Here is a 16,677-nt window from a genome sequence, read left to right on the forward strand (position 1 = left end):
CATGGACGTGTCTTTTCCTCGTACGCTCGAAGCACGGAAATCTGCTCAGATGACGCGCAGGGGGAATCAATGCGTCAATTACTGATGTTGATCCTCGCACCGTGTGCGCTGCTCCTCCCCGGCAGCGCGGCCGCGCAGGCGGCGACCCATGACGATCCGAGCTACACGCTTCCGGGGACGTCCGTGCTGGCGGAGGTCACGGCGGACGGCCGGGTCGCGGTCACTGAGAAACACGCTTTCACCTGGCAGCGGCCGGGACACGCCGCTTACGTCGACATCCCCCTGACCTCGGAGATGCGTGTCGAGGACATTTCAGTCAGCGAGGGTGACGTCGCCTACCATCACAGTCCTGACGCCGCCGGCGGCGCGGACCGTCCGGCCGGCACGTACCGGACGGCCTGCTGCGACGCCGACCAGCAGCGCGTGAGCTGGTACTTTTCCGCCGCCCCCGGCTCCACCCGCACCTTCACCGTCCGCTACACCCTGCGCGGAGCCGTCACCGCCTACCCCGACCAGGCATTCCTCCGCCTGCCGGTGTGGGGGAAGAACTGGCCGCGGGCGCTCGACCTGCTTCAGGTCGAGATCCGGCTGCCGCGCGGTGGCGACCCGGGTGAGGGTGTCTTGGAAAGCGGCAAGGGCTCCGCGCTCACCATCGACGCGACCACGCGGACGGCCACCATGACCGAACGGCGAGTCGCCCCCGGCCAGGCCCGCACCGCCGAGCTGGCCTTCCCGCGCGGTCTGCTGGACGACAACCCCGAAGGGGCCGACGTGGTGTCCGGACTCGGCAGCATCCTCGGCATCGAGGGACCGCGCGCCTCTCTGAAGCACATCATCGGCTTGACAATGATGATCATCATAGGGGCGGCCTTCGCGGCTCTGATGCTGGCGGGTCTGGTCAGCGAGGCGCGCGAGCGTCGCCGCGCATCCCGCTCCCCGGGCGCCGGGACCCGCCCCTCCGGCTCCTCCAAGCACTCCTACGGCGGCTACTCCGGCGGCGGCTCTTCGAGCGGCGTCTACAGCGGCACCGGTGGAAGCAGCGGCGGAGGAGGTGGGGGCGGCGCCTGCTGAAGCCGTCCCGGCACCAGGGATCGGGTCACCGCCCGGCCTGGTGGCCGGTCAGATGCACACTGCGAGAGAGCGAAGGGAAGGGAAGTCGTGAAGGACCCTTACCAGGGTGTCGTCGCCGACGAGCTCGGCATCGAACCGGGGATGGTGGTCCAGGGCAGAAACTGGGGGCGGGACAACGCTCGGTTCCCTGTCGGCCTCAGGGCCGCCGTCACGGAACGCAGCGGCGGCGATCTGCTGGACGAGAGTGCCGATGAGATTGTCGACGTCGTGTTGCTGTGCTGGCGTGCGGGCGATGGTGACCTGGTGGACGCCCTCATGGACGCGGCGGGCAACCTCGCCGACTACGGCGTGATCTGGGTTCTGATCCCGCACAGAAGTCAGGGCGGGCATGACGAAGCCGAGGAACTCGCCGAGTCTGTGCCGACCGCGGGACTCGTCCAGGGCGCCAGCGTCGGTCTCGGTGACGGCTGGTCGGCGACGCTGACTTGGCCGTCCTGGCGACGGGCCAGGCCGTTGAGATAGTCACGTGAGCCTTGCCCCGGCGTCGTCGGGAACGGCCTCACTTACGCCGGGGAAGCTGACGGCGATGGTGGCAGTCCAACTGACGGGCAGGTGCAGGGCGGCTGAAGTCCCGCCAATGCAGAAGCTCCCCGAGCGGTGCACCTTGAAGGTTCACCACCGCACGGGGAGCCTCGCACGTCACATTACCCGAAGAGGAGACGCAGCCCCGCTCGCTACCCGGAGTACGGGAAATAGCCCAGGATGAATTCGACGTTCACCTTCGACGTCGGCGGATTCGACTCGCAGTCGGAGCGGACAGATACGAAGTGGCTCTTCGTGTGCGGGACATAACAGCGGTAGAGGGGACGCCTGCCCGCCCCCGGGCTCTTGTAAAGGAACCCCTCCTGCCGAAGGGCCGTGTTTTTCTTCGCGCTGGCGACGCTGTTCTCGCAGTTGGCCGTGGCCGACAGGAACTGGTCGCGCGGAGCTTGGCCGGCCATACAGCCGTAGATCGCCCTCGTGCCCGGAACGTTGCTGGTCAAAATAGGGAATCGGCCCTCTTCGCGGTAGTTCGGGCCCGGCCGCGCCCCGCTGGTCACATAGTGCTTCAGCCCGTCGAAATAGCGCACCAGCGGAACGGTCCGCGGGCCGGCCTGCCGGCCGACCTCGGCGTGGACCGCGGCAATTCCAGCCCCGGAGGTGACAATGGCCGCCGCCAGCGTGCCGAGTACGGCGTATCTCGCCTGTCCTGCGAGCGGTGAGACTCCCGTACCGGCGGTGAAGCTGTTCTGAGGCCGTTTCGAGTACCGCCGTCGCGGATGATGGCCCGAGTACCGCCGAAACGAGATCTCGCCTGGAACTGGCGAGCCCGAGCCGGTCACGCCCGCGACAGCGACGGGCCGGGAAGCGAGGAAGCGTTGGTGACCAGGATTGGCGTGAGGACCTCACCGGTGACGGGCCGGCCCGCACAGACGCACGGGCGGACGCGATGACATTCCTGCCTCCGACCGCGGCCGCCGAGGTCGTGGTCCTCGACGCGGTCGACGTCGCAGTGCTGACCTGGGTACTGGCCGATCACCACACCGCCGGGTGGTCGCTCTCGCCACTGCTGGCGGTGGCCCTGCGCTCCGATGGGACCAGATCGTGCATGCCGCACAGAACGGCGACTGAGTGATTTCGTCGGTCAGTAGCGACATCGTTTGTTGGTGAGTTTGGACAGCGGTTGGCGATCAACAGGCGCAGAAATGTTGGTGAGAAATGGCAGCACCCACCTCCGCCCGTTCTCTAGCGGAGACGGGCCAGCAAGTGGGCGTCCAGGAAGCCCCGCTCGGAGGCCGGGTCGTGGAGCAGCCGCGCGAATGTGGCGAACCCAGCCCCGGCCAGCAACTCGGCGAAGCGGTCCGCCGGCCAGCTATAGGCGGGTGTCACCTTGTGGTCGAAGCGGACCGGCTCGGGCGCGTCGGTTCCGAAGAACGAGACCAGGAGAAGGCCCCCCGGCGCCAGGACACGCGCCTGCTCGGCGAGCAGCGCGGGTAGTTCTCCAGGAGGGGTGTGAATCATCGAGTAGTGGGCCAGCACGCCGCCGAGCGCGCCGTCCTCAACGGGGAGTTCCTCCATCCGGGCCTCATCGAACTTCAGCGCCGGATGGGCCCGCCGAGCGTGGTCGACCATGGCCGGAGAGAGGTCGAGCCCGAAGGCATCCAGTTCCAGGTCGTGCAGCATGGCCGTCAGATGTCCGGGCCCGCAGCCGACATCCGCCACCCGCGAATTCCCCGTCCCACGCACCAACTCGGCGAAGGTGCCGATCATGTTCCGTGCGAACGGCTGCGTCTCCAGTCGGTTAGCGAACATCGACGCGTATAACTCGACGACCCCGTCGTAGGCCGTCCTGGTCTCGTCCTGGTGCTTTGCCACGGGAAGGACGTTAACACCCCCCATTCTCAGCTGTTCTCCGGCCCCGTGCCGAATCCTGCGCCGTCGTATCGGACTCGCTCGGCTACCAGGACAAGGCCATCACCCGGTGGCGCGACAAGCCGCTGGCGACCACAGTCCGTCACCAGCTGGCTGGACTCCCCGGGGAAGTGGCGACAGTTGATTAGGCGATCACACCAGTATCAGACCCCTGATCGTCAGCCTGCGGTGCGCTGCTCGACCCGAGCTCGGGTCTGGGCCAGGCGGTAGGACTCGGTGCCGGTCTCGATGATGTTCCCACCGAAGGTGAGCCGGTCGACGATAGCCGCGCATAGCCGGGGGTCGGTGAAGGTCTTGGTCCAGCCGCCGAAGCTCTCGTTGGAGGCGATGGCGACGCTGGCTTTCTCTTCGCGCTCGGTTAGCACCTGGAAGAGGAGTTCGGCGCCGCGGCGGTCGAGTTCCATGTAGCCCAGCTCATCGATGCAGAGCAGGTCGACTCGGCCGTAGCGGGCGATGGTCTTGGACAGTTGCTTGTCGTCGGCGGCTTCGACCAGTTCGTTGACCAGCTTGGTGGCCAGGGTGTAGCGGACGCGGAAGCCCTTCATCGCAGCCTCGGTGCCCAGCGCGATGAGCAGGTGGGACTTGCCGGTGCCCGAGTCGCCGATGAGGCAGAGCGGCTGTCCTTTCTTCACCCATTCGCAGGCGGCGAGGGTGTGGATGACGGCGGGGTCAATGTGGGGGTTCGCGTCGAAGTCGTACTCGCGTAGTGACTTGTCACGAGGGAAAGCGGCGGCCTTGATCCGGCGTTCGGAGCGGCGGCGCGCGCGGTCGTCGCATTCGGCCATCAGCAGTTCGGCCAAGAAGCCCAAATAGGTCATCTGCTCGCGGGTCGCGGTGTCGGCCAACTCGCCGAATTGACGGCGGATGGTCGGCAGCCGAAGCATCCGACAGGCCGAGTCCACGGCGGCCTGGGCGGCTTGCTCGGTCAATCCGCGGTGGCGGGGAAAGGTCATGAGGTGTCTCCCTGGGCGGACGGCTGCGCGGCGGGTCGGCGATGTCGCAGCAACTGGTCGTAGGCGGCCACCGAGGGCAGCGGCCGGTTATCGGGCGGCAGGTGTGCCAGGCGCCGCTCGGTCAGGAAGGTCACCGTCGCGCCGGTCGGTACTGAGCCGGATGCGGTGACGGGTTCGGTGCTGGTGTTGGTGGAGGAGTCAGAGTCGGCGGCTTTGCGAGCCTCCAAGGCGACGGCATCAGCGGTCAGCGCACCAGCCCGGATTGCGGTAACTATCCCCGTTACGATGTGCTCGTGGGCCATGTGACGGGTCAGCAGGAGCACCTCGATCAAAGCGCGGGTGCCGGCCGCGTCGCCGTGGGCTTTGCAGGCAGCCGCCCACCATTCATCGTGGACGGGGGTGAACTTGCCCGCGGCGCGCGCCTGCTCCAAGACGGTGGCTCCCGGCAGGGCGCCAGGCTTGCGGATGAGGACCTCCAGGTAGTGGTCCAACTCCAGCCGGCTCGCGGCTTTCGCCAGGAGCCGTTCGTGCCGTGCGACCTCTTCCCGTCCGTCGTAGATGACCAGCTCTGAGGCGTGCAGCATGACCCGCACCCTGCGGCCGATCAGGCGGGCGGGCACCGAATACCGGTTGGTGCGCACGGTGATCTGGCTGTAGCGGTCCACCCGCGGCGTCAGCAGCAGCCCCGTCTCGAACGGCTCGGTGGGCAACATCTTGAGCAACGGGGCCTCGATGGCGAAGTACTCCCCGATGGTCCGGGCGCGGTTCCCAATCCGCCGTGTCTCGTCGGCCAGGTCCCAAGCGTCGATCAACACATTGAGCTCGGCCAGTGAGGCGACATCGGGGATCGGCACCATGTGGTTGCGGCGAAACCAGCCGATGTCGCCTTCCACTCCGCCCTTCTCGTGGGCGCCCTGCTTACCAGGCTGGCAGTAGAACGGCTCGATCCCGTAGTGGGAGCGGAAAGCCGTCCAGCGTGCGGTCTCCACCCGGGCACGGGAGAACCCCAGAACCTGAGCGACGGCGGCCTTGAGGTTGTCGTAGCGGACCTTGCCGAATGGCACCCCTCCCAGCACGCTGAAGGCGTGGACGTGTCCCTCGAAGAACGCTTCCTGGCCGCCGGAGGCGAACACGCGGTGCACGGCCTTGCCCGAATACGACAGCCGCAACGAGAACAGCACGCACTTGACCATCTCGTCGGCCAATCGGATGGTCACCTCCCCGAAGTCGACCTCGGCCTCGGCGCCGGGCCGGTGCGACTGGGGCACGAACGCCTTGCTCGGGCCCCGGCCCGACTCGGTCCAGATCTCGGAACGGCGTTGCGCGACGTAGGCGCGAACCATCTGATACGACACTCCCACCGCGTGATGCTCGCTCACCAGCCGGTCGAAGATGCGCTTGGTGGTGTGACGCTGCTTGCGCGGCGCGTCCAGGTCCGCGCGCAGCATCTGATCGATCACGTTCTTGTAGGGGTCGATCTTGGACGTTCGCTGCGGCAGCTTCTTGCGTGGTTCAGGCCATGCCGAGGCCAACGCCTTCTGCACCGTGCGGAACCCGACGCCGTGCTTCGTTTGCAGTGCCCGGTTGGACATGCCAGTGCGAGCATCGCGGCGGATCGCCGCGTACAGCTCAACCTTCGACATGCGAGGCACGTGGGCTCCCTCACCGTGCGTAGCACCCTGATAGTCCCACCGCAACCACTTGGGTGCTGTCAAAACTCAGCAACACAGTCCGGCGGGCTACACGACCGCTGTCACGGCCGGCCAACAAACGCTGTCGCAACTCAGGTATAGAGCCAACTGAGGCGATGCCGAGAAGATCATTACTCGCTCTGGCCCGCCGACCGCAGCATCCCGTCCGGCTGGTCCGACACCGGGACCTTCGGCACCAAGGACGACTGCCTGGACGTCATCGACAAACTCGGGACGGACATGCAATTGCTGAGCCCGCGCTCGTCCCGGATCTGAGCGGGGCCAGGCGATATGGAGGTGCACGCTGGACGGAGACCTGGACGTGGAGAGGTCGTGCCGCGGCTGCATCGTGGAGCGCGCACCTGGCATGAAATGTCCCGCCAACGGCCTGTTGCTGCCCTGGAAATTGCTCCACCCGACGGCCAACAATCCAAGGGACGCCTGTCACGTCAATCTGGAGGCCCGAACCTGTGCCCGTACTTCCTGAGCTCATCCCCATGCTGGCCCGCATCGAGGAGAACCGCGCGCACGGCAGAGGCGTCGGTGCCGGTGGCCCAGCGGCGAGCCATGATCCATCGAGGGATGGATCAACGCGCCGCCACCGTATCCCTACCAGCGCCCGCAGTGACGCAACGGGATCACCTGGTCCAGGTGGAGGGTGGCGAGATCATGGTTCGCAGCTACACGCCGGCCGGGATGGGGCCGCTGCCCTGTCACGTCTACATTCACGGGGGCGGCTGGTGGCTGGGTGAACTCGCCCACCGCGACGCCGTCTGTGGCCGTCTCGCGGCCGACGCCAACTGCGTGGTGTTCTCCGTCGCTCACCGACTGGCCCCTGAGCACTGCTTTCCCGTGCCGGTCCTCGACTGCTACGCGGCGCTGCTGTGGGTGGCCGAACACGCCGCCCGGCTCGGCGCCGACGCGTCACGGCTGTCGATCGGTGGCGACTCCTCGGGCGCAAACCTGGCCGCCGCGGTCGCGCTCCTGGCCCGCGACCGGAGCGGGCCGCGGCTCATCGCCCAGGTCCTGGAGATCCCGGCGCTCGACCTGACGATGAGCCGGGTGACCAACGCCGCTGAGGCGCTTGTGCTGACGCCGGACGAACTAGCCGCCAACATCGAGAGGTACTGCGGCCCCGAGGACCGCCGCCACCCGTACGCCTCACCACTCCTCGCCAGCGACCTGGCAGGCCTGCCACCAGCGTTGATCATGGTGGCCGAGTACGACATTCTCCGCGACGAAGGCGAAGCCTACGGCCAGGCACTGAGACGGGACGAAGTCCCGGCCGAAGTGATCTGCTGGCCGGGGCATGTCCATGGATCGCACGAGATGACCGCGGTGCTGGCCTCGGCCCGCGAGTGGCAGGCACGGGTCGCGAGCTTCCTGAGAAAGATGTCTTCGAACTCCTGAACCAGCTCGGTCATGAGCCCGCGAGGCCATGATCTGGCCGGCGAACGGCCTTACTTGTCTACCGGCTGTGCCGGCGCGTCATGATCCACAGGCGTCCGGTGAGCCGGTGGCGCCGGACCGTTCCCGTACGGGGGAGCGGCCCGGGAGACGAGAAGGCGGCAGGCTCCGCAGCTTGTGCCGGACTTCGCCGGCGTCGGGATGCTGTGATGGTAGACGCGAAGTCGGCTGAGCGCGACGGCGTTGCTGTGACCGTCGCCCAGCTCGCGATAGAGGTCCGCTGACTGCAGATAGCAGCGCGCGGCCTCGTCCACGCCGCACGTTGGTGCGTTGCAGGCGCTGGAGAGCTTCCGTGCAGTAGACGAGCGCTCGCTCACGGTCATTGACCTTCGCGTACGCCCATCCGATGGCGTTGAGCGAGCTTCCCACCCCTTCTTCATGTCCCACCGCACGGTACAGTTCGAGCGCCCGCTAACCGTGATCCAGCGTCGGTTCACTTGCCCAGCCGAGTGGCCGGACAGGGAACGTCCGGTGCACGGTGGCTTCGCCGAGCCGGTCGCCCAGCCTGCGATAGAGCCTGATGGCGGGCAGGAGTAGCTCACAGGCCTCCTCGTGGCCGCCCAGTTTGGCGGTGGCCCTGGCGAGCATGTGCAGGGCACGAGCCTGTGCGGCGATGTCGCCTGTGCGGCGGGCCGCCTCCAGCGCCGAACGCTCGATGATCGCCCAATCCTGCCAGTGCCCGCTGCGGTTGAAGTAGTCGGTGAGGACGCCCGTGATCTGACTCACCAGGCTGTCGTGCCCGTTGTCAATGGCCTGGGTGACGAGAGTGAGCAGCGTCTTGTGCTCGTCGCGGAACCAGTTCATCGCCTCCTCGTACCCGGCGATGGGCTGGGGATCAACTCCCTCGGGAAGCGGATCGACCTGGACCGCACTCTGCGGAAGGCTGGCCAGGTGACGCGATGCGGCCAGGCCGGTATGGACATAATGGCTGACTACGCGGTTCTCCAGATCCGTGCGCCCCGAGGACAGCTCCTGGCTCGCCGCCAGTTCGGCGGCGTATGCCCGTACGAGGTCGTGCTGCAGATACCGACCAGGAGCGGGCTCGAAGACCAAATGCGCGCCGCGCAGCTCGCCCAGGAGCCGGCGCGTCCTGCGGATCGGCAGTCCTGCCAGGCTGGCGGCCGCCGGCACGCCGATCTCCTGTGCCGGATGCACACTGAGGAGCCGGAACAGGCGTGCAGCGTCAACACTCAGGGTCCGGTATGACCAGGAGAACACGGTGCGGACGTCGGCGAAGCCGTCATCTCCTGACAGCGCGTCCAGGCGGTCGTTCGTGGCTCGCAGCTCCGCGGCTAGCGCTTCGAGATCGAAGCTCTCATGGATTGCCGCACGGGCCGCCACCATGGCTAGCGCGAGCGGCAGCCCGGAACACAACGCGGCGATCTCGTCGAGTGCGCGTGGATCCGCGTCGACACGCGCGGGTCCGAGCCGTTGCGACAGCAGCAGCCGGGCGTCGGTATCGGGCAGCGGGTCGAGGACCACCGGCGTGGCGCCTGCCGCGACCAGGCCGGACAACTGGTTACGACTGGTCACGATGACGAGGCAGCCGCCGGCGCCCGGGAGCAGATGCCGGACCTGTGCGGCGTCGCGCGCGTTGTCGAGCAGGATCAGGAGCCGCTTGCCGTGCAGTGTGCTGCGCAGCAGCGCCGACTGGGCGTCCGGATCGGCGGGAATGCGTTGCGAGGTAACGCCGCACGCGTGCAGAAAGCCCCGGATCACCGTCGATGGATCGAGCGGGTCCTCGCTCACGTCGAACCCGCGCAGGTCCACATACAACTGGCCGTCAGGAAAGTGGCCCATCACCCGGTGCGCCCAGTGCACGGCCAGCGCTGTCTTCCCGACCCCTGCGCATCCGACGACGACCACCAGCTTGGGGGCGAGCTGCCGGGCCCATCCGTCCTCCGCGAGCGTGGCGTCCAACGCCGACAACTCCTTGTCCCGGCCGATGAAGTACGCGGTGCCGAGAGGAAGCTGCCGGGGTACGGTGATCGAGCTCGGCGGCGGCTCCCGACTCGGCGCCGCCTCGGCGCCTTCGCTCGCGGCCCGCGCCAAGGCGATCAGTTGCGCCTCCTCCGTCTCATCCAGCTTCAGCGCCTTGGCCAGCAAGGACAAGGAAGCCGTACGCGGCCGGTGTTGTGCGTGCATTTCCAGCCGACGGATGGTGCGGACATTCAGTCCGGACCGCTGCGCCAGTTGCTCCTGCGTCAGCAAGGCCCGCGTTCGCCAGGTGCGGATCAGCGCGCCCACCTCTGGCGCCTCCTCCAGCGAAGCCGCCTGCGTGTCGTGGGCTTGCGGCGCCGTGGACACTCCAGCCTCTCTCGCTTTCGGCCGGCCTCCGGGCGCGCGGATCCCAGCGGGCGGGTCATCACTCCGTGAGGCAGGCAGAGGGGAGCGTTCCTGGAGCGCGTACTGCTGGGTGAGGAAGTTCTGGTGGAGCTCGCGCAGTTCGGCGCTGGGGTCGATGCCGGCCTCCTCCTTCAGCAGACGGGACACGGTACGGTACGCCTCAAGAGCATCGGCCTGCCGCCCGGTCCGATAAAGGACGGTCATGAGCTGGGCCCAGAACCGCTCGCGCAGCGGGTGCTCGGTGGTGAGGGCGCGCAATTCCGGCACGAGCGCGGCGCTCCTGCCCAACTGGACGTCGATGTCCACGCGGCGTTCGATGGCCTGCAACCACTGCTCGGTAAGAGGGGGGACGTCGATCTGGTCGAGCACGTCCGACTCGACATCGGCGCACACCGGCCCGCCCCACAGGGCGAGGGCGTCATGGAGGAGACGCCCTTCCAACGCGGGAGTCGCCGCACCGGCGGCCGTGCGAATCAGCTGCTGGAACTCGAGCAGGTCGAGCTGGCCGGGCTCCAGCCGGGCGAGGTAGCCGTGCGGCTCGGTGAAGATCACGTCGGTGAGGTCCAGGAATTGGCGCAGGCGCACAACGTTGGTTTGCAGGACCCGGCGGGGGTGGCGCGGCAGGTCATGGCCCCACAGCCGTTCGGCGAGCTGGTCGAACGAGACGACCTGGTTGGGCCGCAGCAGGAGCGCCGCCAGCAGAGTCCGGATCTTGCCGCCCGGGATGGGTACCTTCGCCCCATCACGGACCACTGTCAAAGGGCCGAGCACCGAGAATCGTATGGGGATCACGACACCTTTCTTTCTACGCCTTCTGGCGCGCTCGTCCGGGCACGCTCTCGCCGGCCTTGTCGAAAGCGCGCTGGGCTGTGGTGTTGACCGGCACGTCGACGACCGCGATCCGCGTCTGGGCAAGCAGCCGTCAGGCGACGACCCGCTGGGCAACGGCGGCATCGCGGAGCCGATCCACGCCCGCTGGCGATGATGTCCCGCACTGATCGCCCGCTCCCCGTTGATACGTTGAGGCGATCTCCGGTATGTGCGAGCACCAAAGAGCTCTTCGCTGCCATCGTTGCCGGTGATGGGATTGTTCCGCATGGATGGGCAGGCGACACTGCGGAAGGCGCCGAATGTCGCAGATGTCCGCTGAATGTCCTCGTGCTGCCACCCGGAGCAATCGCTCATTCCTGGCGGCGCGCCAGTGTGCTGACGTAGAGCGCGAGGGTGACGTAGCCGCGGTCGTGCAGGGCAGCGGGTCGGCGGCGCGGGAGCGGTTGCGGCCCTGCCGCACCTCCTCGAACCGGAGAACGGCGGCATCGTGACCGACGGCCCGGGCCTGGCGCAGGCCTGCGCGGGGCGATCTTCGTCCGTCGGCCAGCGACGCGAAAATTGCTGGCCACACCGGAAATGCCCGGCAGATGTCCTGTTGAATAACCTATCCGGCAACCCTCTGCGCTGCGACCATTCGTCGGGACACTCGCAGCACGAGAGGAAGGCACATCATGCGTGTCAGAAAGATTGCCATGCTCATCTCAGCCGTCGCCATGTTAGTCGGCGGCCTGTCCGGTACGGCGAACGCGCAGCCGTCGGACCCCCAGCTCGAAGCGGTCCCGGCCACCACAGACGACGTACCGGCGCCACCGCCTCCACCGGTCACCAAGGACGGGGTGCAGCTCCAGGGCTCGTGGATCGGGCCCTACACGTACCGGAACCTCAACAGCGGCAGGTGCCTGGACATCCGGGGTGCCTCCAAGGACAGCGGCGCGCAGGCGGTGCAGTACAGGTGTATCGCTGGCAGGACCTCGCAAATGTGGTACCTCTGGCACACCGAGGGCGACGGCTCCATCGACTTCCACCTGATCGCTAACGGCAACAGCGGGAAGTGCCTGGAGCCCATTCCGACCATGACGCGGGGAGCGCCGCTCCTGCAGTACACCTGCTACCTCGGCCTGGACAACCAGGTCTGGTACAACACCAGTACCTACCCCAACGTGCAGGTGAACGACGCCTCCCACTACTGCATGGAGGTCCAGGGAGGTTCGCTGGCCGACCTCACCAAGATCGTTCAGTGGGACTGCCACCGCCGGGCCCATCAGACCTGGCTCCGCTACAACGCCTGACCCTTCGTCCGAGCAGTGAACTTGCGCGCCCGCTCAGTCCGTCGCCCCTGAGAACGTCGCCCCTGCCGAACGGGCCGAGCTGCTGGGCAACGGGTGGGAGAAGTCGTCCGATCGGGCGGTGACCACCGCGGGCGACGCCACCGGTTTTCATGTGCTGGTGGCGGACGGCGGCCTCCTGTCGGAGCCGGGCTTCGACACCGACACGTGGATCGGCAACATCTGCGTGACGGCGTCCGGCGAACGAGCCGTGGTGGTGTAGGGGCCGCGCACGCGCAAGCTAAAGGTGCAGACCAGCCTGGCCTACTTCAACCCCGGCTGAGGCGTTCGACGTTGACGGCGATGGCGGTGAGCACGTGTTGCAGGTGGGCCTTGGCTTGCCCGCGGTAGCGGCAGCGGCGCATGCCATCGCCGTGGGCGAACGCGCAGATGGTGCCCTCGATGCCGGAACGTACCGCGTAGCGCTTGTGCCAGTCCGGTTCTCGCTGCTCCGCGCGGTTGCGCAGCTGTAGTTCGTGTAGTTCTCCCGGAGGAAAGCCCACGTTGCGCGCACCGTCGCGGGAGGTGGTGCACTTGGCTCGGACCGGGCAGGTTGGCACTGGCCCTTGGTGAAGCGGGCCACGATCAACGGGGCGGCGGTCAGCGAGGATGTCGGATAGGGCCCGTGCCGGCCCTTGCTGACCTGGCCCTGTGGGTGACTTCCTGGCGGTCGAAGTCGATGCGAACGTCGTCGCGGGCGAAACCCCCACCCTGGCGGTTCTGGTGGGTGGGGGTTGCCCGGAAGCGGTCCGACCACGGTGATCTGGTGTCCGCGTTCGGCCTGTTCGAGGCGGACCAGGGAGGTGTGGCCACCGTCGACCAGGTGCTGCTCGGGCCGTAGGCCCCGGCGTTCCAGCCGGGTGTGGATGCGTGCGCGAGGAACCCCTGCCAACGGGTGACCTGCCCCCGACGCGCATAGCGGGCCGTCAGGTCGTAGGGCGAGATGATCCGCTTGGCCGAAGGCGGCAGACCGCTATCGTCGTCATCGTCACGCCGGCGCAGCCGCCCGGTGGAGTCGCAGTAGTGGTTCTGCACCAGGATCTGTCGCAGGGCCTACGCCTGGGGGCCGCCCGGCAGGCCGGGACGGTTTCGGCTCAGGTGTTCCAGCAGGCGACGGGCATCTGGCCCGGTGGTGTTGATCCTGGTCTTGGGCCGGGTGGGGTTCGTGCCCAGGCGGATCTGCCGGCCGTAGCGGCGTCCCCAGTCCTCATCGACCAAGCCGTTCAGCGCGTGAGCGGCAGTGCGGGCCAGTTCCTCCAGGGCTGCGCGCATGGCCTCGGCGGCCAGCTCCAGGCGGGTCAGGGCCAGATCGAGAAGCCGGTCCGCCCGCCCGTCCTGCGGCAGACGGTCACGGAAGTCACCGAGCACGCTGTGGTGGAAGCCGGGGTCGTCCAGTTCGAGGCCGAGCGTGTACGTGAAGTCGATGCGACAGCGTACGGCCTCGGCGGCATCGGGGTCGGAAAGGTCCAGCACGAATTGCAGCATGCTCACCGTGGCCAGCTGGGCGGGTGAGAGTCCCGGCCGGCCGTCGCGGGGATACCACTGCGCGAAGTCCTTATCGCTCCATAACCCGTCCAGCCGGTCGCGGATCCACATGGCCGGGGTGCCACGGGGATTACTCGCTCGTGCTACCTGGGCGGTGAGCTCCGGGACCTCCAGCGCGGACCGGGGACGAACCGGCAGAGAGACCTGACCACCTCGGGGGAATGACCGACTTCGCCGACCTCAGAAGCCTCACCGTTACTGATCAGTCGCCCTTCGCGACATGCCGGATGTTTTCAGCTTCCCGACAGAGTCAAGCTAAGGGCGATCTACCGCATCGGCGTCACTCGGATCACGCCGCCCATCACCGCCACTGTGCTCAGTGCCGTCCCCGACGCACGTGCCGACACCGCCAGAGCCGCCGACCTCATCGTGGTCGCCGCCCTGCCCTTGCCTGCAGGGCTACCGCAAGACGCTTCGAGCAACCCTGCCGCGCTCGACCGGGGGTTCGATGGCAGCATGCTGATCAGCGGGGGCTTGTTCATCCTCGGCGGCCTTCTTGCCTGGTTCGGCATTCCCCGCCCAGCTGGCGTCCCCGCCGAATTCTCTGAGTTGCTCAGGCTGGGCGCCCCCGCCGACATCGTCGAGCTCCCCGCGCCCCTGCTTCGAGAGCCTGGCGGGGGAGCGCCTCAGCGCTTGATCGCGCGGTGCGACCGTCTATCCCGCCAGGTTCGGGGTGATGCCGAGTTGACCGGTGATGGTGCCGGCGTCGAAGTAGATCCGCTCGCAGATGATCTTGTCGCCCTCAGGCCCGTCGAAGAAGAAGAACGCCACCACCGGACAACGAAAGCTCCGGCCGGTGGGCGGAATGCCGTACAACTCGCCCAGGTGGGTGCCGAGCAGGTCGAACTCTGCGATCACCGCGGTGTCGGAGTGGTGCAGGCGGACATTGTCGTGGCGCTGGTCCGGAAAAGCGGTCCTCGTCCTGTGGTAGTAGCTTCGCACCTGCTCCTCGCCCTCGAAGACCTCACCGGTGGGGATGAGCTCATAACGAGGGTGGCCCATCGTCGTCATGGTGATGTCGAATTCTTGAGTGGCCTCGGACTCGAAATGGGTGCGGACTAGCGCCTCACGCGCTTCGCGCACGGTTGATGACGTGGTCACGATGGGCCTCCTCGGCGAATTTGGTGCGATCGCGTCATGAATAGCAGGGAGTATTGATCTTGGGGTGACGCCTGTCAACTCGTCCGGGCAGCGCGGACATGACGAACGCTAATTGTCCGGCAAAAGCCCGGCTGCTGCCCTGCATAATCGCCATTCGGCAGCGACTGACGCCGTTACGGATCGACGAAAAGACATACGTGCCGAAAGTGCCCGGCAATTGCCGCGGGATGACGTCCGGCCGGTCCAGAGCGCCGAATGTCGTACAGGCTCTAGTCGGGCAGAGCGGGCTTGGCGTTGCTCCAACCCTTCAAGGGCTGCGTTCCTCATCGGGTACGCAGTTTCTCGCTGATTCGTCGTTCTGAGCAGAGACATCGTGCATGGTAGGAGGGGTTATGCCATGCCGAAGCTGTTACGCGCCAGGCCACCGCGAGACGATCGGGAAGAGCACCGAATCCGCAGGCTGGCCGGGGCCCGGCATGCCCCGGCCGACTGGATCCAACGAGCCGCCGTCATCGCCTTGAGCTGGGAGGGGCTGCACGTCCCAGTGATCGCCGCGCGGGTGGGCTGCCATCCAGCCACGGTGCGGCGCCGTCTTCGCCGATTCTCCGCCGAGGGGATCCACGGCTTGGCCGGCCTGCCGGGGCCGGGCCGCAAACCGCGTATCACCCAGGCCGAACGCTCCAGATCATCGCGCCGGCCAAAGCCCGCCACCGGGGCATCCGCGCTGGCAGGACCGGGGTGAACTGCGGGCCGCCGAGGAGAGCGGGCCGGCGGTGTGGACACTGGACACGCTCACCGCCGCGGCCCGCACCGCGGGGATTCATCGAGCGACCGCTACTCCCGGTACCACCGCTCTACGCGGTCCGGCCGGACGACCACGCCGGCCTTCGCGACCTGATCATCGATCTGCTCGACCGTTGACGGTACGTCCGTGTGGTTTCCGGCAGTCTGCAACCCGGACCGATTGTCAGTGGGTCTCGGTCACGGGCAAGAACCTGGTCTCGGGCGGGTACGTCCGGGCGTATTTCAGTGAAGGCCGCCCACCCCACCGGCTGTCATCAGCCTCACCTCGCCGACTGGGTGTGCCGGGCCCGCCCAGCGGGCGCTTGCCTGGACCTGGCGCGGCGCATTCCCAGTCCATCTCGCCGGCGGCGAGGTCGTCCGGCAGGGTGGAGCGATCAAAGCCTCAGTGGCTGATCTCCGGCTCAGGGCGCGGGCGCGATCTCGCCTCCGATGCCCGTCTCATTACCGTCGGCGTCGTGGAAGACCCACTTGCAGACGTTCCCATGCTGTTCCAGGTCCACCGGCCGCAGCCCGCGCTCCGCGATCCGGTCCACCTCGGACGCCGGGTCGTCCACCCAGATCATGCCCACTCCGCCTCCGGCGCGAGCGGCGTCCTCGATGACGTACACGTACCGGTCCTCGGCCAGCTGCCACACCGCTTCGATGTCGTTGGGATAGAACGCCGGCTCTTTGCCAAGGAGCTTGGTGTACCACTCCACGGCGCTCTTGCAGTCGCGGACAGGAATGCCCGCGAAGATCCCGACTGTCATTGTTCGTCTTCCTCTCTGCCGGAACCGGGGAGGTCCGGGTCTTCCAAGGGATGGACTCGGCGCGTCCGCAAAAGTCATCGCGGCGCGCCAGGCGTGTAGCCTTCTACGCCGCCGAGCCGGTTGCAGCCTGTCGCGAGCACCTGCGGGCGGGCTGCGGCTGACCGGTGAGGGCTCGACGCAGGCCAAGCTTGCCTGCCTGGCCGCCGGATCGACGCCGACGGCGAAGAGCACGTGGGTCGAATCGGGCCGCTGCCGGCCGCTAGCCGAAGCAGCCCGGCAGTCTCCGCGCGCTCCAGGATCGTGTCGAGCGGGCTCCGCCCAC

18 protein-coding genes are annotated in these 16,677 nt (G+C 67.6%); 9 read left to right on the forward strand and 9 right to left on the reverse strand.

The features are described 5' to 3' along the window. Nucleotides 1-69 precede the first annotated feature (69 nt). The gene (locus SMD20_RS40035; RefSeq protein ID WP_329591227.1) at nt 70-1,071 is read left to right on the forward strand and encodes a DUF2207 domain-containing protein; all 1,002 of its coding nucleotides are present in this window, start codon (nt 70-72) and stop codon (nt 1,069-1,071) included. A gap of 87 nt (nt 1,072-1,158) precedes the next feature. After that, nucleotides 1,159-1,593, forward strand: a complete 435-nt coding sequence (locus SMD20_RS40040) for a DUF3052 domain-containing protein (protein ID WP_329591229.1) — start codon at nt 1,159-1,161, stop codon at nt 1,591-1,593. A 212-nt stretch (nt 1,594-1,805) separates the two neighbouring features. Here SMD20_RS40040 and SMD20_RS40045 read toward each other — a convergent pair whose 3' ends face one another. Beyond that, entirely contained in the window at nt 1,806-2,201 is a 396-nt protein-coding gene (locus tag SMD20_RS40045) for a hypothetical protein (protein WP_329591232.1), read from the reverse strand. 359 nt (nt 2,202-2,560) lie between these two features. Here SMD20_RS40045 and SMD20_RS40050 point away from each other — a divergent pair, with 359 nt between their 5' ends. Next, on the forward strand, nt 2,561-2,746 hold the full coding sequence (locus SMD20_RS40050; RefSeq protein ID WP_329591234.1) for a hypothetical protein: 186 nt from the start codon (nt 2,561-2,563) through the stop codon (nt 2,744-2,746). Between the two features lie 110 nt (nt 2,747-2,856). On the opposite strand, the gene SMD20_RS40055 is transcribed toward SMD20_RS40050, so the two are convergent. The 3 genes from SMD20_RS40055 to istA all read right to left on the reverse strand — a co-directional run bounded on the left by SMD20_RS40055 (nt 2,857) and on the right by istA (nt 6,139). Further along, nucleotides 2,857-3,486 carry a class I SAM-dependent methyltransferase gene (locus tag SMD20_RS40055; RefSeq protein ID WP_139635863.1) on the reverse strand — a complete coding sequence of 210 codons (630 nt, stop codon included), beginning with the start codon at nt 3,484-3,486 and terminating at the stop codon, nt 2,857-2,859. 215 nt (nt 3,487-3,701) lie between these two features. Next, a complete protein-coding gene (gene istB / locus SMD20_RS40060) occupies nt 3,702-4,496 on the reverse strand; it encodes an IS21-like element helper ATPase IstB (RefSeq protein ID WP_329591240.1) in 795 nt (264 codons plus the stop codon). Then, a complete protein-coding gene (istA, locus tag SMD20_RS40065; RefSeq protein ID WP_329591242.1) occupies nt 4,493-6,139 on the reverse strand; it encodes an IS21 family transposase in 1,647 nt (548 codons plus the stop codon). The genes istB and istA overlap by 4 nt, the downstream gene beginning before the upstream one ends. A gap of 156 nt (nt 6,140-6,295) precedes the next feature. On the opposite strand from istA, the gene SMD20_RS40070 reads away from it, so the two are divergent. Together SMD20_RS40070 and SMD20_RS40075 are read left to right on the forward strand one after the other, a co-directional pair. Next, nucleotides 6,296-6,463, forward strand: coding sequence for an MbtH family NRPS accessory protein (locus tag SMD20_RS40070; RefSeq protein WP_329592826.1), 168 nt, complete (start codon nt 6,296-6,298; stop codon nt 6,461-6,463). 306 nt (nt 6,464-6,769) lie between these two features. Continuing rightward, on the forward strand, nt 6,770-7,597 hold the full coding sequence (locus tag SMD20_RS40075) for an alpha/beta hydrolase (RefSeq protein WP_329591244.1): 828 nt from the start codon (nt 6,770-6,772) through the stop codon (nt 7,595-7,597). A 468-nt stretch (nt 7,598-8,065) separates the two neighbouring features. Here the strand turns inward: SMD20_RS40075 and SMD20_RS40080 are convergent, their stop codons facing one another. Next, a complete protein-coding gene (locus SMD20_RS40080; RefSeq protein ID WP_329591246.1) occupies nt 8,066-10,792 on the reverse strand; it encodes an AfsR/SARP family transcriptional regulator in 2,727 nt (908 codons plus the stop codon). On the opposite strand from SMD20_RS40080, the gene SMD20_RS40085 reads away from it, so the two are divergent. From SMD20_RS40085 to SMD20_RS40095, 3 genes are all read left to right on the forward strand, one after another. Then, the gene (locus SMD20_RS40085) at nt 10,782-10,985 is read left to right on the forward strand and encodes a hypothetical protein (protein ID WP_319709458.1); all 204 of its coding nucleotides are present in this window, start codon (nt 10,782-10,784) and stop codon (nt 10,983-10,985) included. The two genes, SMD20_RS40080 and SMD20_RS40085, sit on opposite strands and share 11 nt — an antisense overlap. Before the next feature lie 538 nt (nt 10,986-11,523). Further along, nucleotides 11,524-12,120 (forward strand): RICIN domain-containing protein, encoded by a 597-nt coding sequence (locus SMD20_RS40090; protein WP_329591250.1) that lies wholly within the window; start codon nt 11,524-11,526, stop codon nt 12,118-12,120. 118 nt (nt 12,121-12,238) lie between these two features. Next, complete coding sequence (locus SMD20_RS40095) at nt 12,239-12,379, forward strand: hypothetical protein (protein ID WP_329591252.1); 141 nt, start codon at nt 12,239-12,241, stop codon at nt 12,377-12,379. 46 nt (nt 12,380-12,425) lie between these two features. Here SMD20_RS40095 and SMD20_RS40100 read toward each other — a convergent pair whose 3' ends face one another. From SMD20_RS40100 to SMD20_RS40110, 3 genes are all read right to left on the reverse strand, one after another. Then, a complete protein-coding gene (locus SMD20_RS40100) occupies nt 12,426-12,866 on the reverse strand; it encodes a transposase (protein ID WP_329591254.1) in 441 nt (146 codons plus the stop codon). A 343-nt stretch (nt 12,867-13,209) separates the two neighbouring features. Then, a complete protein-coding gene (locus SMD20_RS40105; RefSeq protein ID WP_329591256.1) occupies nt 13,210-13,752 on the reverse strand; it encodes a transposase in 543 nt (180 codons plus the stop codon). 603 nt (nt 13,753-14,355) lie between these two features. Next, a complete protein-coding gene (locus tag SMD20_RS40110; protein ID WP_329591258.1) occupies nt 14,356-14,802 on the reverse strand; it encodes an ester cyclase in 447 nt (148 codons plus the stop codon). Between the two features lie 397 nt (nt 14,803-15,199). On the opposite strand from SMD20_RS40110, the gene SMD20_RS40115 reads away from it, so the two are divergent. After that, on the forward strand, nt 15,200-15,544 hold the full coding sequence (locus SMD20_RS40115; protein WP_329591260.1) for a helix-turn-helix domain-containing protein: 345 nt from the start codon (nt 15,200-15,202) through the stop codon (nt 15,542-15,544). A gap of 463 nt (nt 15,545-16,007) precedes the next feature. Here SMD20_RS40115 and SMD20_RS40120 read toward each other — a convergent pair whose 3' ends face one another. Beyond that, nucleotides 16,008-16,355 carry a VOC family protein gene (locus tag SMD20_RS40120; protein ID WP_319709464.1) on the reverse strand — a complete coding sequence of 116 codons (348 nt, stop codon included), beginning with the start codon at nt 16,353-16,355 and terminating at the stop codon, nt 16,008-16,010. Nucleotides 16,356-16,677 lie beyond the last annotated feature (322 nt).

Source organism: Nonomuraea sp. LP-02 (assembly GCF_036289125.1).
Taxonomy (GTDB): Bacteria; Actinomycetota; Actinomycetes; order Streptosporangiales; family Streptosporangiaceae; genus Nonomuraea; species Nonomuraea bangladeshensis.

Bases quoted from the DNA above. Each gene is read 5' to 3' on its own strand.
- SMD20_RS40120 (WP_319709464.1), bottom strand. From the start codon at position 16,355: ATGACAGTCGGGATCTTCGCGGGCATTCCTGTCCGCGACTGCAAGAGC.
- istA (WP_329591242.1), bottom strand. From the start codon at position 6,139: ATGTCGAAGGTTGAGCTGTACGCGGCGATCCGCCGCGATGCTCGCACT.
- SMD20_RS40115 (WP_329591260.1), top strand. From the start codon at position 15,200: ATGCCGAAGCTGTTACGCGCCAGGCCACCGCGAGACGATCGGGAAGAG.
- SMD20_RS40035 (WP_329591227.1), top strand. From the start codon at position 70: ATGCGTCAATTACTGATGTTGATCCTCGCACCGTGTGCGCTGCTCCTC.
- SMD20_RS40105 (WP_329591256.1), bottom strand. From the start codon at position 13,752: ATGTGGATCCGCGACCGGCTGGACGGGTTATGGAGCGATAAGGACTTC.
- SMD20_RS40090 (WP_329591250.1), top strand. From the start codon at position 11,524: ATGCTCATCTCAGCCGTCGCCATGTTAGTCGGCGGCCTGTCCGGTACG.
- istB (WP_329591240.1), bottom strand. From the start codon at position 4,496: ATGACCTTTCCCCGCCACCGCGGATTGACCGAGCAAGCCGCCCAGGCC.
- SMD20_RS40075 (WP_329591244.1), top strand. From the start codon at position 6,770: ATGGATCAACGCGCCGCCACCGTATCCCTACCAGCGCCCGCAGTGACG.
- SMD20_RS40085 (WP_319709458.1), top strand. From the start codon at position 10,782: ATGGGGATCACGACACCTTTCTTTCTACGCCTTCTGGCGCGCTCGTCC.
- SMD20_RS40050 (WP_329591234.1), top strand. From the start codon at position 2,561: ATGACATTCCTGCCTCCGACCGCGGCCGCCGAGGTCGTGGTCCTCGAC.